Source organism: Maribacter arenosus (genome assembly GCF_014610845.1).
In the GTDB taxonomy this organism is placed as follows: domain Bacteria; phylum Bacteroidota; class Bacteroidia; order Flavobacteriales; family Flavobacteriaceae; genus Maribacter_A; species Maribacter_A arenosus.
The window spans coordinates 1-15,584 of sequence record NZ_JABTCG010000007.1; the positions used below are offsets into that span (position 1 = coordinate 1).

15 protein-coding genes are annotated in these 15,584 nt (G+C 42.3%); 12 read left to right on the forward strand and 3 right to left on the reverse strand.

All coding sequences use genetic code 11. The features are described from left to right. Positions 1 to 2,201, reverse strand: a 2,201-nt coding sequence (locus HPE63_RS16685; RefSeq protein WP_394355025.1) for a beta strand repeat-containing protein, incomplete at its 3' end; no start/stop codon positions are given. A gap of 271 nt (positions 2,202 to 2,472) precedes the next feature. Between HPE63_RS16685 and HPE63_RS16690 the strand changes: the two genes are divergently transcribed. The 7 genes from HPE63_RS16690 to HPE63_RS16720 all read left to right on the forward strand — a co-directional run bounded on the left by HPE63_RS16690 (position 2,473) and on the right by HPE63_RS16720 (position 8,759). After that, a complete protein-coding gene (locus tag HPE63_RS16690; RefSeq protein ID WP_188315450.1) occupies positions 2,473 to 3,219 on the forward strand; it encodes a hypothetical protein in 747 nt (248 codons plus the stop codon). Then, on the forward strand, positions 3,206 to 3,988 hold the full coding sequence (locus tag HPE63_RS16695) for a hypothetical protein (RefSeq protein ID WP_188315451.1): 783 nt from the start codon (positions 3,206 to 3,208) through the stop codon (positions 3,986 to 3,988). Before HPE63_RS16690 ends, HPE63_RS16695 begins: the two co-directional genes overlap by 14 nt. Then, on the forward strand, positions 3,972 to 4,838 hold the full coding sequence (locus HPE63_RS16700; RefSeq protein WP_188315452.1) for a carboxypeptidase-like regulatory domain-containing protein: 867 nt from the start codon (positions 3,972 to 3,974) through the stop codon (positions 4,836 to 4,838). The genes HPE63_RS16695 and HPE63_RS16700 overlap by 17 nt, the downstream gene beginning before the upstream one ends. Before the next feature lie 50 nt (positions 4,839 to 4,888). Then, positions 4,889 to 5,395: a DUF6702 family protein gene (locus tag HPE63_RS16705; RefSeq protein ID WP_188315453.1), complete on the forward strand. Its 507-nt coding sequence runs from the start codon at positions 4,889 to 4,891 to the stop codon at positions 5,393 to 5,395. Between the two features lie 55 nt (positions 5,396 to 5,450). Further along, on the forward strand, positions 5,451 to 7,754 hold the full coding sequence (locus tag HPE63_RS16710; RefSeq protein ID WP_188315454.1) for a M1 family metallopeptidase: 2,304 nt from the start codon (positions 5,451 to 5,453) through the stop codon (positions 7,752 to 7,754). 83 nt (positions 7,755 to 7,837) lie between these two features. Next, a complete protein-coding gene (locus HPE63_RS16715) occupies positions 7,838 to 8,176 on the forward strand; it encodes a Sec-independent protein translocase subunit TatA/TatB (RefSeq protein ID WP_188315455.1) in 339 nt (112 codons plus the stop codon). A gap of 10 nt (positions 8,177 to 8,186) precedes the next feature. Beyond that, positions 8,187 to 8,759, forward strand: coding sequence for a phosphatase PAP2 family protein (locus HPE63_RS16720; RefSeq protein ID WP_188315456.1), 573 nt, complete (start codon positions 8,187 to 8,189; stop codon positions 8,757 to 8,759). On the opposite strand, the gene HPE63_RS16725 is transcribed toward HPE63_RS16720, so the two are convergent. Continuing rightward, entirely contained in the window at positions 8,725 to 9,366 is a 642-nt protein-coding gene (locus HPE63_RS16725) for an O-methyltransferase (RefSeq protein WP_188315457.1), read from the reverse strand. The genes HPE63_RS16720 and HPE63_RS16725 overlap by 35 nt on opposite strands. 76 nt (positions 9,367 to 9,442) lie before the next feature. On the opposite strand from HPE63_RS16725, the gene HPE63_RS16730 reads away from it, so the two are divergent. Genes HPE63_RS16730 through HPE63_RS16740 form a run of 3 tightly spaced genes read left to right on the forward strand, consistent with a single transcriptional unit; the run spans position 9,443 to position 12,427 of the window. Continuing rightward, positions 9,443 to 9,901, forward strand: coding sequence for a GNAT family N-acetyltransferase (locus tag HPE63_RS16730; protein WP_188315458.1), 459 nt, complete (start codon positions 9,443 to 9,445; stop codon positions 9,899 to 9,901). Between the two features lie 60 nt (positions 9,902 to 9,961). Beyond that, positions 9,962 to 11,236, forward strand: a complete 1,275-nt coding sequence (gene kynU / locus HPE63_RS16735) for a kynureninase (RefSeq protein WP_188315459.1) — start codon at positions 9,962 to 9,964, stop codon at positions 11,234 to 11,236. A gap of 48 nt (positions 11,237 to 11,284) precedes the next feature. Next, positions 11,285 to 12,427 (forward strand): MFS transporter, encoded by a 1,143-nt coding sequence (locus HPE63_RS16740; protein ID WP_188315460.1) that lies wholly within the window; start codon positions 11,285 to 11,287, stop codon positions 12,425 to 12,427. Between the two features lie 20 nt (positions 12,428 to 12,447). Here the strand turns inward: HPE63_RS16740 and HPE63_RS16745 are convergent, their stop codons facing one another. Next, positions 12,448 to 13,119, reverse strand: a complete 672-nt coding sequence (locus tag HPE63_RS16745) for a hypothetical protein (protein ID WP_188315461.1) — start codon at positions 13,117 to 13,119, stop codon at positions 12,448 to 12,450. A 259-nt stretch (positions 13,120 to 13,378) separates the two neighbouring features. On the opposite strand from HPE63_RS16745, the gene HPE63_RS16750 reads away from it, so the two are divergent. Next, positions 13,379 to 13,927, forward strand: a complete 549-nt coding sequence (locus tag HPE63_RS16750; protein ID WP_188315462.1) for a ClpP family protease — start codon at positions 13,379 to 13,381, stop codon at positions 13,925 to 13,927. Positions 13,928 to 14,179: 252 nt separating this feature from the next. Beyond that, positions 14,180 to 15,520 (forward strand): FAD-dependent oxidoreductase, encoded by a 1,341-nt coding sequence (locus HPE63_RS16755; protein WP_188315463.1) that lies wholly within the window; start codon positions 14,180 to 14,182, stop codon positions 15,518 to 15,520. Positions 15,521 to 15,584: the final 64 nt, after the last annotated feature.

Consider the following 15,584-nt stretch of genomic DNA (forward strand, 5'->3'; position numbering starts at 1 on the left):
TTTGCCGGGGTCACGTTGTCATCGGCGATATCCACCGTTGCAATGGTCAGATCTGCGATCTGTGCCGTTGTGATGCCTCCCGTTGGGACACTTAATGGATTCGTCACACTTCCATTACCAACAATTGTAGTACCATCTGCTTGTACAGTTCCCCCTGTTCCAGTTGGTAGGTTATCCCAAATTACATTATTTCCCGCATCAGTACTTAGAAATTGACCACTTGTACCAGGTTCTATTTTTATAGGAGTTACGTTAGCATCAGCTATTTTTGTTGTGATGACCGCATTGTTGGCCAGTTGCAATGTATTAATGCCGGCGTCGGCTACTTGAAATTCATTTGCTAGAGTTCCATCCCCTGTAATTGTTATCTGGTCTGCAAGTTCCGTGGTTCCGCCACCAGGTGGAAGGTCCACCCATGTAACTGCGGTCCCTGTGGCATTTGTCCTTAGGATCTGGTCCGCTGCTCCCGGTGCGATTTTGGCGTCGGTTACGTTAGCATCGAGAATCTTAACTGTAGTCACTGCATTGTTACCTAAATCAACAGTCTGTACCCCACCGTCAACTATTTTGGCAGTAGTCACAGCATTATCAGCAATGTCAATGGTTAAAATTGTACCATCAGTTATCTTAGTTGAATTGATGGCACCATCATTTACCTCAAATTCATTACCCGTAGTCCCATCACCTACGATGGTAACTTGATCCGCCAGTTCAGTGCTGCCTCCTCCAGGCGGTATTCCTGCCCAAACAACGTTCCCCCCAGCATCGGTATTTAAGAATTGACCAGTTACTCCTGGTTCTATGGTAAAAGGATCCCCAGCAGTACCGATACCAGTTATTGTTGTTTGATCGGCTACTTCGGTACTGCCGCCCCCACCTGCTAAAGAATTCAGGTTGACAGTAGTTGTGTTGCCAGGTTCTGTAATTACCAGTTCATTTGAAGCATTCAATATGGCATTTGTAATTAGCTCATTAGTTTCGTCCGTATCATCATCGTTTGCAATATGTGTCGCTAAATTATTTGTATTGGCGGTTACACTATTTTGCAAAGGAATGGCATTATATAAAGCCCCACCATCAGTACCAGACGTTATTGAGTTTGGAGTATTTCCACTCACAATGGTTTGCGTAGAACCCCCGACAACATTATCCACATAAACTTTCACCGCATTTTGGGTTGGATAACTAGTGTTAGATGTACCCAGTAGGGTATTCGGGTCTTTATTGGCAAGATCTTCTTTTGTAGCAAGTGTTGCTGTATTGGCATCTATATCATTTTGTAAAGGAATGGCATTGAACAATGCCCCACCATCGGTTCCCGCACTAATGGAATTAGGTGTATTAGCACTGACAATGGTTTGGGTCGAACCTGTTATTTGGGTGTCTACATAGGACTTGACGGCATTCTGGGTCGGAAAAAGTATGGCCGAATTGCCCAAGGCTATGTCATCCGATTTATTGGCCGCGTCTTCCTTTAAAGCGATATTGTCGGTATTGGTTTGAATATTGGCCGCATTGGTCGCAATATTCCCTGAATTTGCTGAAATGGCATCAAATACCGGGGTGTTGTTATAAAAAGCGCCCCCATTATCGGTTAGGGCATTATTTGGGGCACTACTCACGATATCGGCCCCTGTAATAAAACCGGGGGTATTCGTTAGGGTTCCCAAGGTGACCTCATCGGTATCAAGGGCTTCCAACCCCACCGCATTTTCCGCAATTTCATTCCGGCCTACAGCATCATTACCAATCTTACTCTGTCCGATGGAATTGTCCTGAATGTCGATTCCATTAATACCCCCATCCACAATTTGGGCACTGCGAATGCTATTTGGGGCCACCTCGATATGGTTGTTCTCCCCATTGGGCGTTATGACCAAGGTACTGTTGGCATTGACAAAGGGATCGGTCGTCAGGTTCGGAATGCCCCCAACCTCTTCACAAATATTGACCCATTGGGCGCCATCGTAATAATGCACACATTGCAAATCGGTGTTGTAGACCACGGCCCCGGGCAAGGGGGTAATGGCATTCATCTCTACCGTGTTTACACGGGTGATTACCAATACACGGGAATTGCTTTCAAGTTCCAATACCGAAGAAGGATCAATATTTTGGGGGTTGTCCCCAATTTTGATCTGACCTTGTATGGGACCGACAAATAAAATGCCAAAAACCAGAAATAATAGTGCTCGTTGCATACGAATAACAGATTAAAAAAATTCGAATTAGGGGGACTAACAAAAATAGAATTATATCGATACATATCTAATTTTAGGAGTTAAAATAACCGCTTATTGGGTTGAAGGGTTGTCCTTTGGGGCACAAAAGTTTATTGGGTCTGTTCTTGGCCATTATTTGGGCCTTTCTTCCCTTTTGGCCGTACCTTGGGACAAATTAACAAAAGTTTAGAGCCGACTGCTTTTATAAACCGTTTAGTTGTGTTTACTTTATGTTTCCTAAATTCCATATATGAAAGCCGTTTTACTTGCCGTTTGTTGTTTATTGTTCGTTGGCATAGGGTATTCCCAGGAAGATGACCGTAGCCCTTTAAGGGGCCAGGTCCTGTACCGAAACTCCTATGTGCCCGATGAAAATGTGATCAATACCACTTCGCAGTTCGCCACGATCACCAACGAAAAGGGGGAGTTTATAATCGACGTTAAATTGGGGGATGAGCTTGTGTTTACGGCCATCAATTACCAATTGCGCATTGTGATCATTACCGAGGAGATTTTAAAAAAGGGACGGTTGGTCGTAGAGGTTAATGAAAAAGTGACCCAATTGGATGAAGTGGTGGTGACCCCGGAAGATCAAGAAAGGTTCCTTGAAATCAAGAATGAAGAGTTTAAGGAGTATGAATATGAGATCGATCGTTCCACAGAGGTTGAGAATATTGCCATGCCCCAATATCAACGGGGTATGAAAGATGGAATTAATTTCGTCAATATTTTCAAGGCCCTTGTAAATACGAATCAATCTTCGGTTGAAAAACGTGCGCCTCTAAAAGTGAGCCAGGTCATGCGTCAGGTTTATGATGATGAGTTTTTTGTGAAAGATCTGAACGTGCCCCAGGACAAGATCGATGCCTTTTTGATCTATTGTGACAGTAAAATGCCGGCCCAGACCCTTTTGAAAAAAGAGAACGAATTTCAGCTGATCGATTTTCTGGTGACCCACAGTAAGACCTTCTTGATGCAAATGAATGACGAGGAATAAGCTACTTCTTTCCTTATTTCTTATACCCGGCGCTTTCTTAAGTGCCCAAACTTCGCCAAGTAAACAAATTGAAGGTCGCGTGTACAGCGAAAGTGGGGATGTGGCCGCTACCCATGTGCTCAACATTTCGGCAAAAAAGGCTTCGATTACCGATAATGAAGGTTTCTTTACCATTACCGCCAAACTTGGCGATACCTTGGTTTTTTCGGCGGTTCAGTACAAGCGAATGACCATGATGGTCACTTCGGCCATGCTCGATAGCAAGTTGCTCTATGTGCCCTTGGAAGAGGTGCTGAACCAGCTCGATGAGGTCATCGTAAGGCCCTATAACCTGACCGGCGATATGGCTACCGATTTGGCCCGTACCGAAATAGAGCCTTTGGTCACCGCATCGACCTTAGGCCTGCCCAATGCCTATGTCAGGATCCTTACAAAGGCCGAAAGGGAACTCTTCGCAGCTACCGCCAATCCTTTTACGGGTTTTGACCCTTTGATCAATGCCATAACAGGGCGTACCAAGATGCTAAAAAATAGGATTGTCAGGAATGAAAAATATGAACGCACCCAACGGGTGAGGGCTTTCTATCCCGATTCCCTCTATACCACGGAATTTCGGATTCCATTGGAAAAAATAGCCGATTTTATGTATTTCTGCGAGGTAGATCCGGCATTTCAGACCTTGGTCGATACCCATGACCGGTTCAAGATCTGGGAGTATATGCGAAAGAAGAGCATCATTTATAGGGAAAACAATGATTTGCACGATTGATTCTAGAAAGACAGGAAAAACTGCGTATTTGGCCGACTCAGACCGGGCAGTCAGGGTTGTTTTCTGGAGATTCTTTTTGGTATCCTTTTTATTCACCCTTACAAACCATGCCCAGCAAACCAAGGACCTGGAAGGACAGGTGTTTAGCATTGATGGCGATGTGGCCGGTACCCATGTCATGAACATCTCTTCCCAAAGGGCCACCATAACCGATGTAAACGGATTTTTCTCCATTCCCATAAGGTTCAACGATACCTTGGTTTTTTCGGCCGTTCAGTACAAACGGAAGGTAGTACCTGTACAATTGGCCATATACGAAAGCGGATTCCTGAATGTGTATATGGAAGCGGGGGAAATAAAGCTTGAAGAAGTAACGGTGATGCCGTATAATCTAAGTGGAAGATTGGCCAAGGATGTGGTCGGACTATCGATCGACCCTTTGGTAACGGCCAATACCCTGGGATTGCCCAATGCGGATGTACGGTTTCCTACCCAGGCCGAACGTAGCTTGTATGCGGCGAGGACGTGGGATGCGCACTTCTATATTATCGCTGCTGGCACCAATCTAGACCCTTTGATCAATTATTTTTCAGGGCGCACCAAAAGGTTGAATCAGCGCATCGCCCGTGAGGAAGCCTATGAACAGATCCAAAAAGTAAGAGGCTTTTATGTCGATTCGCTTTTTGTACAGGGGTTGCGCATCCCAAAGGAGCGAATTACCGATTTTATCAATTTCTGTGAAGTCGACACTGAATTCAAATCCCTGTTAGAAGCAAAGGATAAATTGGGATTATGGGAATTTATGTTGAAAAAAGGGGCCCGCTATAGGGAAGGGAATAATCTGGAATAGGTAATAGCTTGGCACAAAGATTGTTTAATTTTGATTGAAATTTTAAGGGAATGAAGTTTTTTAAGAAGAGTTTACTGCTGTTAGTATTGCCCGGGCTGGCATTTTCGACAGCCCATAAATTCTATGTTAGCGTAACCAATATCAACTATTCTGAAAAGACCGAAGCGATCCAAATTACCTCTCGTGTTTTTATCGATGATTTTGAAGACGTCTTATTCGAGCGTTATGGTATTGACTCGCATTTGGCTACGGATATGGAAACAGAATTGGCCAACGAATACATAGAGAAGTATTTTAAGGCAAAATTCCTGGTACATATCAATAGGAAACAAAGCACTTACACCTTTTTAGGAAAGAAATATGATAACGATGTAATGATCTGTTATATGGAAATTCCCGAGGTCGATGGGGAACGAATAAAATCTATAACCGTACAGAATGAAATTCTCACCGATCTCTTTGAGGAACAGCAAAATGTGGTCCATTTAAAAGTCAAGGGAAAGAAGAAGAGTTTTGTGCTCATTAAGGAGAATAATAAAGGAATGTTAAACTTGTGACATTCCCCTACAAATACTGAAAAATGCTTTAATTTTCGCCCTCTAAATACAAAAAATGAATAAAATCAAGTATGGTTTTGCTTCGATTTTCTTCCTGTTTGCCACGGTGATGACCGCCCAGGGAGTAGAACAAAACCAAAGAGCCCCCGGACACACCAACCTAAGCAAATTTAAACAGATGTATGAGGAGTTCGCTACTCCCAATTCCTACAGATCAGCCTCTGGGACCCCAGGACCCGATTATTACCAACAACAGGCCGATTATAAGATGGATATAGCGTTGGATGATAGGAATGCGAAAATTTATGGTACCGAAACCATTACCTATACGAATAATTCCCCCGATGCCCTGGAATTTCTCTGGTTACAATTAGATCAGAATGTGAGGGCCAAGGATAGTAAATCGCCCTTACGCGAAGGTTCTGAGGTTGCATTGACAGAGTACCCGAGCGGTTTCGCCAGTAAATATTTAAAAGAACCCTTTGATGGGGGTTTCAAAATAGAATATGTAAAGGACGATTCAGGTAAGCCTCTATCATTTACCGTCAACCAGACCATGATGCGTGTTGACCTTCCACAACCCCTTAAAAGTAAGGCGCAAATCTCCTTTTCATTAAAATGGTGGTACAATATTCCCGATCATACGATCAATAGGGCCCGCTCGGGGTACGAGTATTTTCCGAAAGATGGGAATAGGGCCTTTGTAATAGCCCAATTCTTCCCAAGAATGGCGGTTTACAATGATGTTGAAGGGTGGCAAAACCACCAATTTTGGGGCAATGGAGAATTTGCCCTTCCATTTGGCGACTATGAGGTGAATATTACGGTGCCTGCAGATCATATACTTGATGCCACGGGAGAACTTCAGAATAGAAAAGAGGTCTTTACGAAGGAAATGATGATTCGCTACGAGGAAGCGAAAAAATCATATGACAAACCTGTGTTCATTGTGACCCAAGCCGAAGCCGAGGCGGCCGAGCAAGGTTTTTCCGAGAATAAGAAAACATGGAAATTCAAGGCCAAAAATGTGAGGGACTTTGGATTTGCCTCTTCCCGAAAGTTTATTTGGGACATGCAAGCGGTTAAAATGGGCAATAGGGATGTGATGGCCATTTCGTTATATCCCAAGGAAGGCAATCCCCTTTGGGAAGAATATTCTACGAAAGCTGTAGCGCATACCTTAAAGACCTATTCCAAACATACCTTTGACTATCCCTATCCCAAGGCAATTTCGGTCCATGCAAAAAATCAAGGTATGGAGTACCCGATGATCTGTTGGAATTATGGAAGGCCCAACGAGGATGGTTCCTATTCGGAACGCATTAAATTCGGAATGATCAGTGTGATCATCCATGAAGTAGGCCATAACTTCTTCCCTATGATCGTGAATTCCGATGAGCGACAGTGGGCATGGATGGATGAAGGTTTGGATACGTTTGTACAGTATTTGACCGAACAGGCCTTCGGGGAAGAATATCCAGAGGCAATTGCCCCAAATAAAACCTATCCCTCTGGTAGCGGGGAACCAAGGAAGATCGTACCGTATATGAGCGGTGACCAAAGCACCATTTCACCCATAATGTCAAACCCCGAAAATGTATACCAATTGGGAGCAAACGCCTATAGTAAACCTGCTACGGCCCTCAATATCTTAAGGGAAACCATAATGGGAAGGGAGTTGTTCGATTATGCGTTCAAAACCTATGCGCAACGTTGGATGTTTAAGCACCCCACCCCCGAAGATTTTTTCAGGACGATGGAGGATGCCTCTGCCGTTGACTTGGATTGGTTCTGGAGAAGTTGGTTTTATACCACCGATTATGTCGATATCGGGGTAAAGGGAATTAAAAAGTATTATGTTTCCGATAAGCCCGGTAAGGAAATGCAGGAGTATATGGCAGCAAGGAACCTGACAGTGGCGGATCTGGTGCCGTTGGTTTTTTTGGCGGAAGAAGATGGGGATATTGATATGGATTTAAAGGGCAAAGCCCCGTCAGAAAACTCCCAAGCCTTAAAAGAGTTCATGATGGACAATATGACTGTCGAAGAAAGGGCAGCTGTTAAAGAGCCAAAATATTTTTATGAAATTACTTATGATAAGCCGGGAGGCATACCCATGCCTTTGATCGTTGAATATTCCTATGCGGACGGTTCCAAGGAAAATATTACCTATCCCCCAGAAATATGGCGAAAGAACGATGCGGAGGTAAAAGTGGTACTTCCTACCCAAAATGAATTGGTGGGGATTGTCGTGGATCCAAAGGCTGAAACCGCCGATATCGATACGAGCAATAACTCCTGGCCTAGGAAAGAAGAAAAAAATGACTTTGAAAGGTTTAAGGAAAACATAAAGGGATAGTCAAATTTTAAGATTATAAAAAAGTCTTGATGATATCATCGGGACTTTTTTATTTAGCAATTAATCTTCACTATATTTGGTGTATGTATTCAATGATATTTCTTTTCATCAGCGGGGGTGAAATATTTTTCATCTTATTCATTGTGGTGATGGTATTCGGCGCCGATAAGATTCCTGGCATTGCCAAGGGGTTGGGCAAAGGTATGCGGCAATTAAAGGATGCTACAGAGGATATTAAACGGGAGATCCAAAAAAGCGCTGAAAAACAAGGGATCGATACTAGTTTCGTTGAAGATATCAAAAAAGATGTCAATGAGGTTAAAAGCAACCTTGAATCCGGCTTGGGCGATGACATTAAAAAAGGCTACCAGAAAGTAAAAAAGAATGTCGAGGATGTTACAGGAAGCATAAAACGTCAATAAGCCATTACCTATGCTCGAGAAGATTCTGCAATGGGATAGGGAAACGCTGATTTATTTGAATAGTTTAGGAATAGAGGAATATGATTATTTCTGGTCTGCGGTAACCAATATCTACACATGGATCCCTTTATTTTTGTTTTTTTTCGTTCTTATTTTTTGGAAATTCCCTCGAAAGGAAGCCATCTATGTAACCCTTACGATATTGGCATTGATCGGTTTTATTTTGCTGGCTACCGATTTGACCAAGGGTTCTATCGGAAGGTTACGGCCCAATAATGATGCCGATATCAACACGTTGATTCGGGTGTTGCACAACCCTTCAAGTTTTAGTTTTTTCTCGGGCCATGCTTCCAGTTCATTTTCAATAACCACCATAATCGTCCTGTTTCTTCGGAAAAGGGTCAAATGGGTATACGTTTTCTACTTATGGCCGCTGCTTTTTGCCTTGAGTAGAATTTATGTTGGGGTTCATTATCCCGTCGATATCATTGTTGGGGCCTTGATCGGGATCCTAACTGCCTTTGCATTCTATTACCTCTACAGGCGGATTATCGCACCCTACTTAGGGATAACCCATCCCTAATCGGCAAAAGAACGGTCTCGAGGCGTGGATCTTCTTTGAGCATTCGATTGTACTCCAAAAGAATTTGAGTGGTCTTGTCCTTTTCTTTTACAGGTTCCAAAACTTTACCTGACCATAGCACATTGTCAGATAATATTAGGCTACCCGATCTTGTTTTCGGCATTACCTCCTGAAAGTAACCGGGATACTCCTTTTTTTCAGCATCGATGAACACCAAATCGAAAACCATATCCAACGTAGGGATGATTTTCAAGGCATCGCCCGTATGTTGTATGATCTGCCCCCCCAAACCACTCCGGTCAAAGTATTTTCGCTGTATATCGAAAAGCTCCTCGTTTACGTCTATGGTATGCAATTCCCCGCCTTCGGCCATCCCTTCCGCAAGACATAAGGCCGAATAGCCCGTATAGGTCCCGATTTCAAGGATGTGGGTAGGACAAACGATTTTGGATAATAGGCTCAACACCCTACCTTGAAAATGACCGGTGATCATTCTGGGTTGAATTACGGTACGATGTGTTTCATAGGAGAGGGCCTTCAATAATTCGGGCTCGTTTTCAGAATGGTCCTGAATATAATCTTCCAACAAAGAAGATAAAAAGTGCATGGGATTTTTTTGTAAAAATATGCAATTATGTACTACCTTGAAATTTGAATACATTGAATTCCACTAGTAGCTGCCCATGGATACCATACACATAAGAAGTGCTACCCAAAACGATTTGAAGGTATTACGCACGTTCGAGCAAGGGGTGATCAAGGCCGAAAGACCTTTTGATGTAACCCTGGATGCCGATCCCATAACCTACTATGATTTAGGGGAGTTGATACAAAACGATAATGCCCTTGTTGTCGTTGCGGAAACAAACGGTACGGTCATTGCATCGGGTTTTGCCCTGGTCAAACCCGCAAAACACTATTTAGACCATGATCACTTTGCGTATTTGGGTTTTATGTACACCCGTCCCGAATATAGGGGTAAAGGAGTAAACGCCAGAATCGTCGAAAGATTAAAACAATGGTCCTTTGCCAAAGGATTGAAAGAAATTCGATTGACCGTCTATAACGACAATCAAAGTGCGATTAAGGCTTATGAAAAAGTCGGGTTCAAAAAGCATATTATAACCATGCGATTGGCATAACCACATTCATAAGGTGAATTTTATTTAAACCGATATCGTACTTTTGAGGAAAAGAATAGGATGCAATTTCAGAATTCACTTGCCTTTGCACAACAGTTGGATGAGAAGGACGAACTTCGTAACTACAGAAAGGAATTCCATTTCCCCCAGATTGCTGGTAAGGATGTAATTTATTTCACTGGAAATTCCCTAGGATTACAGCCTAAAATGACACAGAGTTATATTGATGAGGTAATGAACGATTGGAAAGAACTGGGTGTGGAGGGTCATTTCCATGCCAATAAACCTTGGTGGGACTATCATGAACGATTGGCCGCCCCATTGGCCAAAATCATGGGAGCCCAGGAGGAAGAGATTTCCGTAATGAATACCTTGAGTGTAAACCTTCATTTATTAATGGTATCCTTTTTTAGACCTACAAAGTCACGTTATAAGATTTTATGCGAGGAGAAGGCGTTTCCCAGTGATCAATACCTATTGCAAAGTCAAGTACGGTTCCATGGTTTAAACCCCAATGAAACTATTGTGGAGGTAAAAAAAAGAAAAGGGGAACACTTTTGGCGCACCGAGGATATCCTCGCCAAAATAGAGGAATTAGGAGACGAACTCGCCTTGGTATTCATAGGTGGGGTCAACTATTACAACGGACAGGTTTTTGATATGCAAACCATTACCCAAGCTGGTAAGTCGGTAGGGGCTTATGTTGGATGGGACCTTGCCCATGCTGCGGGAAATATCGCCTTGAAATTGCATGATTGGGAGGTGGATTTTGCAGCGTGGTGTAGTTATAAATATATGAACAGTGGTCCGGGAAATGCCTCTGGGGTATTTATACACCAAAAACATTTGGGCCAAAATGATATGCCACGGTTCGAGGGATGGTGGGGAACGAAAAAGGAAACCCGTTTTTTGATGAAGCCAATTTTTGAACCTATGGATACCGCCGATGCATGGCAGATCAGTAATCCACCTGTTTTGGCCTTGGCACCCTATTTGGCATCCTTGCAACTTTTCGAGGCTGTGGGTATGGAAGCCCTGATCAAAAAACGAAATACAATCGTTGCGTATTTGGAGTTTATCCTGAATGAAATTGCCAATGAAGTCAGTGGAACCTTTGAAATAATCACCCCGAAGGATAGAGGGTGCCAGCTTTCTGTTTTTCTACATGGGCAGGGGAGGCCCCTATTCGATTATTTAATGAAACAGGGGGTAATAGCGGATTGGAGGGAGCCCAATGTCATTCGCCTGGCACCGGCGCCATTCTATTGTTCCTATGAAGATATGTTTCGATTTGGACAGTTATTAAAAGAGGGTATTTTGGCTCAAATCGATTAGTCCTCCAAGGCTATTTTCATTAGATTTGCCGCTTAATTACAACTAGCGATGAATTCACTTCGATTGATTCTATCGAATCCAAGATATTTTGGGCCTGCATGGGTATATGCGAGTCTTAATATTCTTTTTGGAACCTGGGCCATATACATCCCAACAGTAAAGGATAAGCTAAATATTGACAAGGCCGATCTTGGAATCGCCATTTTCTTTCTTGCCCTCGGCGTATTTACGGTATTTCCTATTGCCTCTAGGATCATTAATAAGATTGGAGTGGGAAGGGCAACTGCGCTTGGTGTACTCTTCAGTAGCTTATCCGCGTTACTGCCCTTGATTGTCCCTTCCTATTACTCTTTAATGGCAGCACTTTTTGTTTTTGGGGCCTGTAACGGTTTTACCGATATCTCTATGAATACCCTGGTTACGGAAATTGAAAAAGAAGACAAACAAAAATTCATGTCCGCCGCACATGGATTTTTTAGCTTGGGAGGGGTTTTGGCAGGTTTGGGCAGTTTTTTGATCATTGGGATAAATAATCCCCCTATGCATATGCTAGGTGCTGTGCTACTTGTTTTAGGCGTGAATATATTCTTTTTCAGAAAATATTACCATGTGAAGGCAGCTCCTATAGAAAAAGAACCCTTTGGTCTAAAATTATTCAAACCATTGATGCTTTTAGGGGTGGTTTCATTTATAGCTATGGGCAGTGAAGGGGCAATCGTGGACTGGAGTGGACTTTTTCTAAAAGAAATTAGCTTGGCCCCAGAGGCTTTGTGGGGTGCAGGCTTTTTGGGCTTTCAGATTACCATGACCTTGGGGCGTTTTGTGGGGGATGCCATTAGCTCCCGAATAGGCTCGATCAAAATAGTATCATTAGGGACTTCTATTGCAATTCTTGGTTATTTATTCATATTGTCAACGAACACCTATATGGCTATCGCAGGTTTTGCCTTAAGCGGCTTGGGATTTTCGGTAATCGTTCCCGAATTGTTTCGAATAGGCGGAAATGTCAAGGGAGTGCAATCATCGCAAGGAGTTGCATTCATTGCAGGTTTAGGGTATGCAGGATTTTTATTCGCACCGCCCATTCTAGGGTTTATTGCAAAAAGCTATTCATTGCTTGCCTGCTTTATAGTGCTTCTTTGTTGTGGGCTATTGGTCTTGGCGGCAACTTCCCTTATGAAAAAAAGGTAAGCTTTAACCTTAAATAGGTGTTATTCGGAAGAAACCTTTATATCGGAAAAATACAAGGTAAAACCCTCATTATTTTTATGCATTTTTGCGATTTTTAGTCCACCCATTTCCACATAATCCTCCCAAGTTGTTATAAGGGAAGGTTCTGGTTGGTTTCCTTTTCTAAAAACCCATTCCTTAACCAAATAATCTTCCCCAAAATAAAAATCATAGGCATCACCAGGGGTATAACCCCCATCGGAACCATAAACAATGGTTAGCTTATCCATTGTATTATTGCTAATCGGTGCTATTTCCTGTTTAGTATATGTATGTGTGAAGTTGTCTTGGTCCCATTCTAGATTGAAAGGAGCCAATAGCCAATATTTATCGTTTATAAACCCACCATTGGTTTTATAGGCAACACTATCCATTTTAGACCAATTATAGGAAAGTGTATCCCCTTTGGATATAGCTACAATATCGTTGGTTTTGGGCTTCCATATCCAAGTCCGTTCAAAGTGTGTGGTGTCCCTGTCCACATTAAACGTGAACTGTAATTCATCAACATTTTTCCAATTAGCCATACCGTTGGCATTGGCAATTTTTTCCAATATTGTAGGTTCCATTGCCACGAGGGGTTGTTCTGGCTTCTTTTCCATTTTACAACCCATGACGACCAAGACCAACAAGAGCAGTTTGCTATTATTCATTGTATTGCGGTTTATTCAAATATAATGGAATCGATCCAATAAAGGGATATAGGTAAAAAACAATTTCATATACATTTCAGCAACGGACGATCTTACTGGGAAAGAGGCCTATGACCATGGTTTCTACAAAGTTAGGCTTCCTGTTGAAAAAGTGTCGTATACATGAGTTGATCTGATCTTGTTTTATTGCAATTCGATGAATCAATTTTCTGAATATTTTTAATAAAATGCTTAGTTTTGGGTTCTTAAATAAAATAAGATGAGTTCGAAAAAGGGAAAAGTACAGGAAGCAATTGATGAAAAATTATTGGAAGAACGCAAGGTTTTTCTCTGGGGTATGGTCGATGATGATTCTGCCAAACACGTAATCGATCGTTTGTTGTATTTGGATATGCAGAATAATAAAGAAATCCAACTGTTCATCAATAGCCCTGGGGGGTATGTAACTTCAGGTTTTGCCATGTATGATACCATAAAGTCCTTGAAAAGTCCGGTATCTACTATTTGTACAGGATTAGCGGCTTCTATGGGGTCCATTTTGCTTTCTGTAGGTAAAAAGGGAAGAAGGTTTATACAACCCCATGCCCAGGTTATGATACATCAGCCTAGCGGAGGTGCTAGGGGCCAGGCATCGAATATTGAGATTCAAGCCAAGGAAATCATCAAGACCAAGGAATTAAGTGCAAAGATCCTTGCTGAGAATTGTGGACAGGACTATGAAAAGGTGCTCAGGGATTTTGATCGCGACTATTGGATGAACGCCCAGGAATCAATAGAATACGGTATAGTAGATGGTATTTTGAAATAATCAATAATACCTTTACAAACGAAAAAGTCCTTCGCAATCGTGTTGTGAAGGACTTTTTTAATGATATATATGGACGCCGAAGCGGATTGTAGTATATATACGGGAAATAGGGCTTGTTTGGATGTTTTTATGGGGTCATTTCCATCATTTTAAGGGATGTCCCAATCTGGCTTACAACCTTCATGAACTTGGAAGGATTGAAGTTTATTTTATTAAATTTACCAACTAACCCTCTTATTTTCCTTTTCCATAATGAAACAAACACCGAAGAAGATTGCCATTGTTGGATCGGGTCTGGTAGGTTCCTTGCTGTCTATTTATCTGAGAAGGCTGGGCCATGCTGTCACCGTTTTTGATCGAAGGCCCGATATACGTACCATTGTTTTCTCGGGACGTTCGATTAATTTGGCGATGAGCAATAGGGGCTGGAAGGCAATGGCGGAAATTGGAATTGAGGACGATATTAAGAAAATAGCCATACCCTTGGATAAAAGGGCCATGCATGTGGTAGGTAAACCCATGTACTTCCAAAAATATGGCAAAGATGGGGAAGCAATTTGGTCGATATCGCGAGGGATATTGAACAGAAAGATGATCGATTTGGCCGAAAAGGCCGGGGTTACCTTCAAATTTGAGGAAAAAGTGTGGGATGTAGATCTCCCAGAGGCCAAATTATACACGGGGGAAACTGAAAAAGGGGAGTGGGAAGAATATAAATATGACTTGATTTTTGGTTGCGATGGGGCTTTCTCAAGGGTACGCCATAAAATGCAACGCCGAAGTCGGTTTGATTATTCCCAGGATTTTATTGATGTAGGCTATAAGGAATTGACCATACCCGCGAATGCGGATGGTAGCCATAAATTGGATGCCCATTCTTTTCATATCTGGCCTAGGGGTAACTTTATGTTCATTGCCATGCCCAATTTGGATGGCAGTTTTACCTGTACCTTGTTTATGCCGTTTGAAGGTGAGATATCGTTCGAAAGTATAAAAACAAAGGAAGAGGCACAGCATTTTTTCAAGGTCAACTTTCCAAGTGTGGACCAGGAAATTGAAAATTTGGCCGAGGACTTCTTTAAGAATCCGACCAGTGCCATGGTCACTATGAAGTGTTATCCATGGACCTATTGGGACAAAGTAGCCTTGGTTGGTGATTCTGCCCATGCCATCGTGCCTTTCTATGGGCAAGGTATGAATGCCGGATTTGAGGATATATATATACTCAATGAAATCATAAAGAAACATGGTGACGATTGGGAATCCATTTTCCAAGAATATCAAAAAGAACGCAAGCCCAATGCAGATGCCATCGCTGAATTGAGTTATCGCAATTTTGTGGAAATGAGTAGTAAAACGGCCGACCCTAGGTTTTTATTACAAAAAAAGATAGAGAAAAGATTCGCGAAAAAACATCCCGATAAATGGATTCCATTATATTCTAGGGTCACCTTTTCCGATCGTCCCTATTCGGAGGCTTTGGCCATTGGGGATCAACAGGAAAAAATCATGCAACACGTCATGGAGTTACCAAATATTGAAGATAAATGGGATAGCGTCGAGGTTGAGGAGCGAATCTTAAGTTTGCTCTAGGGCCTGCCAACATAAAGCCATAAGTAGCTTTTATGTCCTTTTTCTTTATCAAACCATCAAAATA

Coding starts and splice junctions, on each gene's coding strand:
- HPE63_RS16690 (WP_188315450.1), top strand. CDS start 2,473: ATGAAAGCCGTTTTACTTGCCGTTTGTTGTTTATTGTTCGTTGGCATA.
- HPE63_RS16695 (WP_188315451.1), top strand. CDS start 3,206: ATGACGAGGAATAAGCTACTTCTTTCCTTATTTCTTATACCCGGCGCT.
- HPE63_RS16700 (WP_188315452.1), top strand. CDS start 3,972: ATGATTTGCACGATTGATTCTAGAAAGACAGGAAAAACTGCGTATTTG.
- HPE63_RS16705 (WP_188315453.1), top strand. CDS start 4,889: ATGAAGTTTTTTAAGAAGAGTTTACTGCTGTTAGTATTGCCCGGGCTG.
- HPE63_RS16710 (WP_188315454.1), top strand. CDS start 5,451: ATGAATAAAATCAAGTATGGTTTTGCTTCGATTTTCTTCCTGTTTGCC.
- HPE63_RS16715 (WP_188315455.1), top strand. CDS start 7,838: ATGTATTCAATGATATTTCTTTTCATCAGCGGGGGTGAAATATTTTTC.
- HPE63_RS16720 (WP_188315456.1), top strand. CDS start 8,187: ATGCTCGAGAAGATTCTGCAATGGGATAGGGAAACGCTGATTTATTTG.
- HPE63_RS16725 (WP_188315457.1), bottom strand. CDS start 9,366: ATGCACTTTTTATCTTCTTTGTTGGAAGATTATATTCAGGACCATTCT.
- HPE63_RS16730 (WP_188315458.1), top strand. CDS start 9,443: ATGGATACCATACACATAAGAAGTGCTACCCAAAACGATTTGAAGGTA.
- kynU (WP_188315459.1), top strand. CDS start 9,962: ATGCAATTTCAGAATTCACTTGCCTTTGCACAACAGTTGGATGAGAAG.
- HPE63_RS16740 (WP_188315460.1), top strand. CDS start 11,285: ATGAATTCACTTCGATTGATTCTATCGAATCCAAGATATTTTGGGCCT.
- HPE63_RS16745 (WP_188315461.1), bottom strand. CDS start 13,119: ATGAATAATAGCAAACTGCTCTTGTTGGTCTTGGTCGTCATGGGTTGT.
- HPE63_RS16750 (WP_188315462.1), top strand. CDS start 13,379: ATGAGTTCGAAAAAGGGAAAAGTACAGGAAGCAATTGATGAAAAATTA.
- HPE63_RS16755 (WP_188315463.1), top strand. CDS start 14,180: ATGAAACAAACACCGAAGAAGATTGCCATTGTTGGATCGGGTCTGGTA.